This window comes from Escherichia sp. HH41S, from assembly GCF_009820115.1.
GTDB lineage: Bacteria > Pseudomonadota > Gammaproteobacteria > Enterobacterales > Enterobacteriaceae > Escherichia > Escherichia coli_F.
In genome coordinates this window covers 360955-371901 of record NZ_VNXE01000119.1, presented here as the reverse complement: position 1 = coordinate 371901, position 10947 = coordinate 360955, and the positions used below count along the sequence as shown (strand labels likewise).

The window sequence follows — 10947 nt, the reverse complement described above, 5'->3', positions numbered from 1 at the left end:
CAACGCCATTTCATCGCCATCCCGCCGAGCATACAGGCCTCGGAAGAGCCAATGGTGTTGGTGCCAACGGCCTGACCATTTTTCGGCGCAGGCGCATGCCACAAGTCAGCAACCATATTTACGCAACGCAGGTCGATAGCTGCAGATTGCGGATATTCTTCTTTGTCGATCCAGTTTTTGTTAATAGATAAATCCATCAACTTGTGAACATTTTCGTCGTCCCAGGTCTGGCAGAACGTTGCCAGATTCTGACGAGCGTTGCCATCAAGATATAACTCATCATTGATAATCTGGAATGCGACATCATCGCGCATTTCGTGCAGCGGAAATCGTTTTGATTCTGCAATAGTGGAAATAGACTTAGCGCCAAAACGTGAATCGAGTAATTCCGACCTTAAATCCGTTACTTGCTTCTTATCCATTTTAAACTCCTTAAAATGATTGGATCGCATTAAAAAAGTAGGATTTATCGATAAAGTAAGCAAGTGCAAAGGACTTGTGTTTAAATAACAAAATCCTAATGTTATTTATCGTGAGATATTATGGGCAAAATATGTTTGCGTTAAAAAACAATGGTGTAGGGTGTTATGGGTTGTAGTGTGGTGTTGTATGTCATTATTTTGACGCGCTTTCTAACTCTGGTGAATTATCGCATAAAAATTAGCCCTTAAAATATCATTATTAGTACTCGGTTGTTATTTTGAACGCATTCATAAAATTATTATATAAAATAACGTCTGTTGCTAAAACCCCCGCCAACGATATGTTGACGGGGGACGTCATTATTTTGGTAGTAATACTCCGGTAAAGGTATTCACCGGATGAGAAAGATATTGTTTAACCGTAGTGTTAACATTATCTACCGTCATTTGTTTCAATAATTGCTCCTGCGCAGTCCATGCGGCAGGATCGTCATATTGAATAAGACTATTTACAATGGTGTTCGCTAATTGTTGAACGCTACGCTGTTGGATATCGAGGCTGCGCTGAACGTTTTGCTGGTATTCGTTCAGTTCTTGCTTACTGATCCCTTTAGCCAGACGCTTAACCATCACTTCATTCGCTAACGCTAACAGTTCTTCATGCCGTTCTGGTTGACAAGTAAAAGCCAGCAAATGACTGATATCTTTGGCCTGAGGATCAACCGAGAGGCGAGAAGAAACGCTGTATGCTCCAGATGCCTGTTCACGAATATTAACGCGTAGATCTTTTGCCAGTGCGACGTTAAAAGCATCGAGCGCCATACGCGTCTCCAGATTTACAGGTGTCCGGGAATCATAACGATTCCACTGTGAAACCTGTGCCACAGGTTCATTTTGTTCTTTTACTGTAACCGATGCGTTGTCCGTCGCGCGAGTTAATGGTTTACCTGCGGCTAATGGCGAATCAGAGTGTTTTATTGATCCTAAGTAACGCGTAATTAACGGCAGAAGTTTGTCTTCTGCGACATTACCGACAACGACAAACGTGATATCCGCTGGAGATGAAAATAACTGGCGATCGGCTGCCAGCGCGTCTGCGGCAGTAAATTGTGCAATCTGTTTTTCTTGCAGTAATTTCGTACGGTCATCAGCATAGCGCTTCTCATACATCTGCTGGGCGAATTTCTCTGCTGGACGCTGGTCGAGCGTTTTCAACGCCTGAATTTGAGCATTTTGTAGCGATGCCCAAATATTGTCATTAATCGTGCTGTGAGTGATTCGCTGGTTAATCAACTGGAAACCAGGTTCAGGATTATTAGCCCGCGCGCTCACGGAGAGCAACGTATTCAGCTCACTGACTTTGCTGCTCATGGTTACCGAGTTTTCCGCACTCCAGCGTTTCAGGCTGGAAGAGGAGAGATCACCAACGCCGCTGCCACTCACCGCTTTATTTGCCAGCGAGATAAGTGATTTTTGCTCCGCAGGGAAACTTAAATCACCTTTATTAGATACGGCAATAATTTGTAGCTTTTGCTCTTCACCCGCTGATTTTGCCAGAATAACCCTGGCACCATTAGAAAGTGTTAATGATGTCAGATTCTCAGCCAGCGTTTCTTTACTGCTAATTTCCGCCTGTGGGTCAGCGTCTACTGTTAACGATAAATTTCTGCCTGGGAAGATGTAAGCCGCCAGCTTTTTGTTGGCGTACTCCTTTTCCAGCGCCAGGATAGCCGCAGGAGACAATGCTTTTTTGGCGGCAACTTCATTGTTTACCATTTGCTCCCAAAATGCGTCCTGGTTCTTTCTTAGCTGCTGCCATTTTTCCGCCAGACTTTGCACGGTAATTTGCGACCACAGACGTTTCGAAAGTTGGTATGTCTCTTCCGGCGACAAGAACGGCGTATTATTTAACGAGCTGGACGCCAGGCGACTGGTCAGCATACGTAAATCGCGTTCAGCTTGCTGATCAACCGCATTTTTCAGCCAGGTTAGGCGGGTAGTTTTAACATCGTCGAGTTCTTCAGCAGAAAAACCATGTTGATCGAGGGTTGCCAACTCTGCCATTAATGCATTCGCAGCATCCTGCATATTATTGTCACGTGCATTTACACGGAAAAACAGCGACTGATAATCGGGTGCAATTTTAACGCTGCGCGCAGTGCCACCAGAAATAGTCTTCAATTCGCCCGACTGTATACGTTCCTGCAGACGTTGATTGAACAGCTGAACCAACATGCTCCATTCCGCTTGTTCGATAAAGCTTTGCTCATCGTTTACTTGTACCAGTGGCAGGCGATAATAGAGTGCAATGCCGTTCACCCGGTTTTCTTTATCATTAATAATATTAAAGCGTAGATTGTTTTCTGCTTTTGTCGGCCAGACGCGATTCTCAGCTGCTTTATTAGCCGGGAGCTTACTTAAATTATCCTTTATCAGCGCCAGCGCTTCTTTACTGTCGATATCGCCGACCACAATAAAGGTCATATTATTGGGTTGATACCAGCGTTGATAAAACTGGCGCAATTGTGCCGGTGTGACTGTGGCAACAGTATCCATCAGGCCGATAGGTTCACGGTCTAAATTACGTGTATTTGCCAAAAGAAAAGGGCGGCGCGCCTGAGATGTACGCCATTTCGCATCCTGATATGCACGCCATTCCTCAGTAATTACGCCGCGTTCAGCGTCTACTTCAAGTTTCTCAAAGGTTGCGGCATTACTCCATTCACTGAAGATTGCCATCACTTGTTTCAGATTTTGTTTCTGCGTAGTCGGCAAACTTACTTGGTACACCGTTTCGTCATAGCTGGTATAGGCATTAACATCGCGACCAAAACGCAGGCCCATTGACTCAAATGTTTCGATGACTTTATTACCCGGCCATGTTTTTGTGCCGTTAAACATCATATGTTCTACAAAATGAGCCACACCGCGCTCATTGTCTTCTTCCTGCAATGAACCGGTATGAATTTGCAGCCATAAATTTACCTGATCCTTTGGTTGAGCATGCGGATAAATCATGTATCGCAAGCCATTGTCCAGTTGCCCGGTAATTAACTTTTCATCCTGCGGTAAGGCGGCGGCAATCAGTCGCCCGGGGAGCAACAGAGTTGCCACTAACGTCAGTAAGAAACAGAGGTTTCTCATAATTATCTCCATGCGAAAACCGGGCGAATTTACCCGGTTAAGTAAAATCCGAACTATTAAAATTTCATGCTGACATCAAGCCAGAAAGTACGGCCACTGGCGTAGGTCGCCACGCCGGTATTCGTTGTATCAACAGCGGTTTTGCTATCCAGTACATTGAGAATATCGGCACTGATCGTCAGGTTTTGTTGTTTCAGAAATTGTGGCGTCCAGGACAAGCGGGTGTCCCAGGTCAGGCTGCTATCCAGTTTTTCGTCAACATACTGCTTGTAATCTGAATATTCGCTGATGTATTGCGCATTCGTCTTACCCAGGATAATGCGAGCTTTACGCGCTTCTTGCCAGGTCAGCGTATTCGCCCACACCAACCCGCTCGGTTGATGCGTGAAATCCATGTTTAAGGAGATCTTTAGTGGATTATTAAAATCCGCCACTGGAACGCTATCGTAAGAGACCAGATTACCGTTATAAACCACCTGGTTATCACCTGTATTGCTCTCCTCATAACCATTGTTTAACGACAAGTTGCCCTTGCTCTTGATATAGCTAAAGACAATTTGTGGGTTAATATCTACCTGGCTGATATGCAGGGGTTCGGCCAGTTCAAAACTGAGGTTGAACGAATGCGTTTTGGTTTTACCGTCGTTGTTATATTCAGTAATGGTGGTTTTAGTCGCGCTATCGGTACGACTGCTTTTGCTGATTTGATCATGCGCTTCACGGTAAACATAGTTTGCGCGCGCAATAACGTTCTTACCGATTTTTTGCTGCAATCCCATTGCCAGTTCATCGTTATAAGGCGTTTTCAAATCCTGATAGCGCGTCAGGGTTTTATTGCCTGATACCGATTCTGTCCAGCTATTGCGGATATCACGTAATCCCATATCAAGAATATTCCCGCCATAGTAACGGTTATAACCTGCGGTAATCATTGAGGTTTGATCAGCAAAAATATCCCATTCCGTCATAAAGCGCGGGGAGATATTGTGGTTTGACAGATAGTTATCATAGTCATACCGCACGCCGGGCATTAACGACACATTACGCCAGTTAATGCGATCCGCCATATACAGCGTGTAATTGTCTATTCCCAGGCTGCCTTTACCTTTATGGTAAATGGTATGGTTAGTTTTCTTTCCGGCAGCATTAATCACATAGGATTCAGACTGGTTATGGCGTTCAGTCCATGCATCGGAATAGATGTATTCCGCGCCGAAGTAGGGTTGATGCGAAACATTACCCACGGCGAATTTTTGCCAGTCAAGGCGTGTTTTGAAGGTGTAATTATCTACAGCCTGGGAAATGTGTCCTAATCCGCCACGGGTGCAACGCCCTGAAATATCACCATATGTACATGAAAGTTCGGTGTACCAGATGTCATGATCGTGACGGGTATAATCACTAATATGATCCCAACCAACGGTGGTACGCAGTTTGGCCCATGCGAGCTGGGTATCCATATCCCATGCCAGACCATAGGATTTATTACCCATTTCGCGATCAGACTCCGGGAAGGTGCTGGTATTATAATCACGGCTGGAGCCGGTATATTTTAAGGTTAAATCGTGGGTAAAGCGGTCGCTGGCAAACCAGGTAAATTTGCTCAATGCAGTATCGATAACGTTTTTATACTGTGCCCTGCCGGCGACAATGCCGTCATTCGAAACATAATCCGCGCGGATGATATCAGACTGGCGGCGCGATAAACCGGCGGTAACGCCAAAGTTATCAGCGAGTTCCTGATTAAACGACAAGGTATAAAAGTTCTTTTTAAAATCTGGAGAGTAATAAGTACTTCCTGAAGAACCTTGATTAAATGCGCTCTTGTTATTCTCATCGATATGCGATGTTAACCAGTCCGACCGCGTAGTGCGATAACCCAGTTTCACGCTGCTATCATCAGCGTTGAAGCGTTTGATCTTTGCATCAATTACCCCGCCATTGAAGCGGCCAAATTCAACCGGCACAAAACTGTCATAAAGTGTCACATTGTCCAGTAAGCTGACATCCAGATAATAACCCTGTGACATCCCGCTAATATTGGTTGCACTACTGGCATCGGACTCATTCGCCGGGTTCAAGTTGTTAGTTGCACTTATACCGTCAATCAAATAGGCATTCTGATAGGGCGATGCACCGTGAATAGAGATTTTCTCCGGGCGAATATCTCCCTGGTTCAACGAGGTACTTTGCGTTGAATCCATGCGCACCGCAGGGTTGGTTCTCAGCAGATCGCTGATATTGCCATTCCCGGTCGGTAAACGCTCGATGCTTTCACTGGTGTAATGCGTGTTGCCGTTTACGGGTACAGGGACAGGCGCATAGACCGTCATCTCTTCAAAAACAGGCATGTACTTATTTTTGTCATCGACAGCCTGCGCCACATCAGCGCCACATAAAATGACGCCAGGAATAAGAACTCGCTTCATTTATTTTTATCTCCGTACAGCAGGGCTTTTATTGTTTTTATAAAACCGCGCTAATGTCGCAAATATCATCAGCCAGGCTCCAGACACCAGGTTGATGTGTGACCATAATGACGCCGCTTGAGGGTAGTTTTTCACGCACTAAACGCAGTAAACGGATAGCCTCTTGTTCCTCAAGATGAGAGGTAGTTTCGTCAAGAAATATCCATTTCGGACGTCGTAAAATTAATCGTGCCAGCGCGATACGTTGTTTTTCGCCGCTGGAAAGAATATCTCCCCAGCGATCGTGATCATGAATACGCGCAGCCAATTTCCCCAGACCAACCTGATGCAGTACTTCGCTCAACGATTTATCGTCTACGGACAGGGGAAGTGCTTTACAAATAATCTCTTTCAGTAAGCCGGTTTTGATTAACGGTGTTTGTGACACATACCAACTGTCAGCAGGAGAAGAAATATCACCTTTAAACCACGGCCAGCAGTGGGATAATGTTTTAAGCAGTGTGGTTTTTCCCGCACCAGAGTAACCTTTCAGCAATAGCCATTTGCCTGGCGAAACATGAAAGTTCAGGTTCTCTAATATGATCTTATTATCAGGAGTACGAATACTCGCGTCAGCCACTTGTACCGCATGTTGGCAATTTTTAGGCTTATTCGTAGGGCGCTGTTCGGTGAGTTGATGGAACTCATACAAGCGATCAATAACCGCAGCCAGTTCAGCAAGTTCATCATATTTATAAATAAACCAGCTTAAATTGTTCGATACCAGCATAAATGCCTGGCGTGATTTCATCAGTCCGCCCAGATTGATCTGTCCGCTAATAAACTGCGGCAATAACAGAAAGTAGGGAAGAACGCTAAGCGAGCGCGAATAAATATTCTGCCAGTAATCAAGCCACCGCTGACGATTCATTAAACGATGCCAGTTCTCTTTAATGGTATGAAAATTTTCGCTCAACTCCTGGCGTTGTAGAGACTCAGCATTGCTTAGCGCAATCAGTTCTGCCTGCTTATTATGCTGCACAAGATTAGTTCGAAATGTCGCTTCGCTACGTTGTTTTTCCACATTAAGCGGACGAATACGTTTACCAACCTTATGAGTAAATAAAGTTCCACCGATCACAATGAGCACGACGGTATAGACCATATACCCCTGGATATTCCATTCTATTCCACTAACAGTGAATGAGAGCGTACCCGCGCTTTGCCAAAGAATAACGGTAAAGGTGATCAGCATGCTCAGTGACTGGATGAAACCAAATGAAAGGCTGAGCGTTTTGCTGATCAGTAAGAGAATGTCTTCAGCGATACGTTGGTCAGGGTTATCTGTATTTTTATGCTCGCCGTAGATCTGCGTGAAGTAGTAGTTTTTATCTGCAAACCAGCGATTAAGGTAGTAATCCGTTAACCATTCGCGCCAGCGAATAGTCAGTAGTTTAATTAGCCACGTTTTGTTTACGGATATTAATACAAAGATCCCCAGCAGGGCAGGGAACCAAAGGATAAGCTGCCAAAGCTTATCAGTTTCTTTCTGGCTTAGCGCATTGAAAAAATCATTATTCCAGTCGTTTAACCAGACCTGAATTTTAACCACGCCAAGGATCATGGCGAGGATAATAATGATTAACAACACTGAAGTTTTATTATTCTTACGCAGCCAAAAGGGCTTCAGCAGACAGAGATACTTTGCTATCAACATACAAAACGTAATGGGAATGGTTATCATTAGCGAAAATTGATTGTGCCATTCAATGATTATCTATGGCAATGATTTACTGATGAAATTTATTTAAGTATCATTTAACAATTTGAAGTATAAAGAAATATTTGATTTTCAGTTGTTATGGTTATGCTATTGATAATCAAGGGCATTGCTAATGCTCTGACGCACACCACGTAAGCCAGGATTTAAGCTCTTACTTCGCACGGGAAGATGATGATGACGAAACACCCGACAGGAAGTTATGTCGGGTGCCTTGTTAAGTTCATAAGAAGGAGGCTAAGACTGAAGCTAATAGAGTGCGTTATTTATTATTCTCCATTTGTTTTGCAACATCCATAATGTGGTAAAGCGGAACTCTGTTCTTAGCTAACTCCACCATGGCGTTCATATAAGGCACCATGGTTGAAAAAAGGATTTTATAACCTTCACAAAAATAGGAAACAGTCTCATTGTTTACTTTAGTAATACGATGCTTAGGACAACCGCCATTGCAGATAGGTTTATATGCACATTGCTGACATTTCGCTGAAATCCGTTTTTTTTGCGCTGTCAGTTGAACACTATTCATCGTTTTGAGTTCAGATTTATTAATGTTTCCAATTTTGTACTGTGGATAGACAAAATGGTCGCATTCGTAAATGTCTCCATTACTTTCAACAACCAGATTATCCTTGCAGGACTCCTGGAAAATACAACTGGTATGCCCATTCCCCAAAAAACGGCTGACAAAGCTTTCAAACTGACGGATGAAAATTTCACCCACATCGTTTTTAACCCATTGCATAAAAATGGTTGACATAAACTTGCCATAAGCCGTAGGAGGCACAGAAAAATCAATGATACGGAATGTGTTCTCACTATGACCACTGAAATCAATATTCGGCGTCCCGGTTTCGAGCAATTCGATAAATTGCATATGTTTACTGCCGATAGATTTTAAAAAATGATAAACCTCAAGAGGGTAATGGACATTAACGTTATTAATGACGGTTAACGTATTAAACTCTACTTGATATGATTTCAGACGCTCGATGGCTGCTATCACTTTTGCAAAGGTACCGTTACCTGAATTACTGCGTCTGTAATGGTCATGTAGCTCCTGGGGTCCATCGATCGAGATACCAACCAGAAACTCATGTTCTTTGAGAAAGGCACACCATTCATTATTCAATAAAATGCCATTCGTTTGTAATGCATTAAAAATACGTTTTTGGCCTGCATAGCGTTGTTGATAGTGAATAACTTTACGGAAAAAATCCAGGCCAGCCAGAGTGGGTTCACCACCTTGCCAGGTAAAATAGACCTGATTGCCAGACGCTGCGATATATTGTTTGATGAACTCTTTCAGAGTGCTGTCATCCATCCATTTTTCATGAGTAAACTGCGACTCTTTTTCAAGATAAAAGCAGTAATCACATTTGAGATTACATTGAAAACTGGAGGGCTTGGCTGTAACGTGCATCGCTATCTCGCTCAATAAGGCGGCGGAAAAATCCGCCGCATGAAGGTTTAGTTATTTCGCTTCGCTTAGTGCTTTCTTGATATTGTTAAACTTCTCCTGATTTACCTCGCTAAGCGGTGGCTGGCTGTTGTCGATAAACTCTCTTACCACGCCTTGCATCTCTTTAACGACCTGCGGATTGGCGGCAGCAAGGTTATCTTTTTGCTGTAGATCCGTCAGTTTGTATAGACCTAACTGATTATTTTCTACTGTATAGACAAGCGAATAATCGTTATTTCTCACCGTATAAGAGAATTGGCTTAAGTCCTCGGTGTTGGGGTTATGCGGGTAATCGTCTGACTGATGGCGGACAAATTTGTGGTAATTATCCCAGAATGGAATATTTTCCTCATCAAACCAGTGAGAATAAGATGTTATCCATGTCAGATTTTTATGTGGCTCACCTTGTTTCTTATCTTGCAACCAGGGCAGCAATGAAACACCATCCAATTTTAGCTCTTTTGGAATGCTGATATCGGCTGCATCAAGAGCTGTCGGGTAGAAATCCATTGCGGAAATCAGCTTGTCATAATTACCGGGCTGAAGTTTTCCTTTCCACCACATAAACATTGGTGTATGGGTACCGCCAGGATAAGTCTGGCTCTTATAGCCTTTTTGCGCTCCGTTCAGCGGCAGAGGACCATCGATAACTGCACCATTATCGGAGGTAAATAGAATAATTGTATTGTCATACTGTCCGTTTTTCTTTAGTTGTTCAAGAATGCGTTTTACGCCCTGATCAACAGAATAAACGGAAGCGTAGTAGTTATCTGCTGTTTGGCTACCGGTATTAAATTGCTTCTGATATTGCTCTGGTGCAGGGTTGTCGTTTGGCAGGTGCGGAGCATTATAAGCCAGGTAAAGCATAAAAGGCTGGTCAAGTGTTTTAGCACGATCAACAACGCCAATTGCCTCATCGGTTAACTGATCGCTGATATAACCTTTTGCGGGGACGCGCTCACGATTTTTGAACAGAGAAGGGGAGTTATAATATGCCGTTCCTGCAGCGTGGAATCCCATAAAGTAATCAAAACCACGGTTTTGAGGTTGCCATTCTTCCGCAGAAAATGTGGTGAAGTTGTCATGATAGTCACGCGTTTGTTTATCTTCTGGTACTGGCACATTACTGATTTTTGACAAGTGCCATTTACCTACTGCTGCAGTGTAATAACCATGATTCTGGAATAATTCAGGCAAGAAAGTTTCTGTCAGCGGAATACCATCCTGAGCATCAGTATTGGAGTACACACCAAAACGAGCGGGCGCTCGACCGGTCATTATTGCGGCGCGGGAGGGACCGGAAACCCCGTGCGCCACATAGCCGTTAGTAAAACGTACACCTTCATCCATTAACGAAAGCAGTGTTGGCGTCGATTTTGATGCAGCTTCAATGGCTTTATCTATCCCTATTTTGTAGGTATCGACAACTTCACGATTTTCCATTGTTTTTGGGTCAAAAGAACCCTTATCAAAAGGAAGTTGTCCATAACCCAGATCATCCATGGTCAGTACGATGATATTTGGCTTTCCTTTAGTGCTGTATTCAGTCGGCGTAAAGTCTGAGAAAGCAACGTTTGTTTTAGTTGCTTTCAGCTTTACATCATCTGCCGCATGAGCGGTAAATGCAGCCATACCAGATGCCAGTATCAAAGATATCGAGGTACTTACGACACTTTTCTTCAATGCAGACTTCATAAATGTTCCTCTTCTTATTGTACTTAATTCCAAAGT

Annotated in this window: 7 protein-coding genes; 1 reads left to right on the top strand and 6 read right to left on the bottom strand. The window is 43.6% G+C overall.

Going from position 1 to position 10947, the window contains the following annotated elements:
• The 4 genes from FQZ95_RS23730 to FQZ95_RS23715 form a co-directional block, all read right to left on the bottom strand.
• Positions 1 to 422: pyridoxal-dependent decarboxylase (locus tag FQZ95_RS23730; protein WP_001681264.1), on the bottom strand; the 422-nt coding region annotated here is incomplete at its 3' end.
• 360 nt (positions 423 to 782) lie between these two features.
• Positions 783 to 3566, bottom strand: coding sequence for a M16 family metallopeptidase (locus FQZ95_RS23725; RefSeq protein ID WP_202384193.1), 2784 nt, complete (start codon positions 3564 to 3566; stop codon positions 783 to 785).
• 56 nt (positions 3567 to 3622) lie between these two features.
• Positions 3623 to 5995, bottom strand: coding sequence for a TonB-dependent receptor plug domain-containing protein (locus FQZ95_RS23720; RefSeq protein ID WP_160530776.1), 2373 nt, complete (start codon positions 5993 to 5995; stop codon positions 3623 to 3625).
• 37 nt (positions 5996 to 6032) lie between these two features.
• Positions 6033 to 7718: an ABC transporter ATP-binding protein/permease gene (locus FQZ95_RS23715; RefSeq protein ID WP_160530774.1), complete on the bottom strand. Its 1686-nt coding sequence runs from the start codon at positions 7716 to 7718 to the stop codon at positions 6033 to 6035.
• A 213-nt stretch (positions 7719 to 7931) separates the two neighbouring features.
• On the opposite strand from FQZ95_RS23715, the gene FQZ95_RS23710 reads away from it, so the two are divergent.
• Positions 7932 to 8054 (top strand): hypothetical protein, encoded by a 123-nt coding sequence (locus tag FQZ95_RS23710; protein ID WP_123059887.1) that lies wholly within the window; start codon positions 7932 to 7934, stop codon positions 8052 to 8054.
• Here the strand turns inward: FQZ95_RS23710 and FQZ95_RS23705 are convergent.
• The gene (locus FQZ95_RS23705) at positions 8017 to 9177 is read right to left on the bottom strand and encodes an anaerobic sulfatase maturase (RefSeq protein WP_088542356.1); all 1161 of its coding nucleotides are present in this window, start codon (positions 9175 to 9177) and stop codon (positions 8017 to 8019) included. The two genes, FQZ95_RS23710 and FQZ95_RS23705, sit on opposite strands and share 38 nt — an antisense overlap.
• Before the next feature lie 51 nt (positions 9178 to 9228).
• A complete protein-coding gene (locus tag FQZ95_RS23700; RefSeq protein ID WP_105277021.1) occupies positions 9229 to 10911 on the bottom strand; it encodes a sulfatase-like hydrolase/transferase in 1683 nt (560 codons plus the stop codon).
• Positions 10912 to 10947 lie beyond the last annotated feature (36 nt).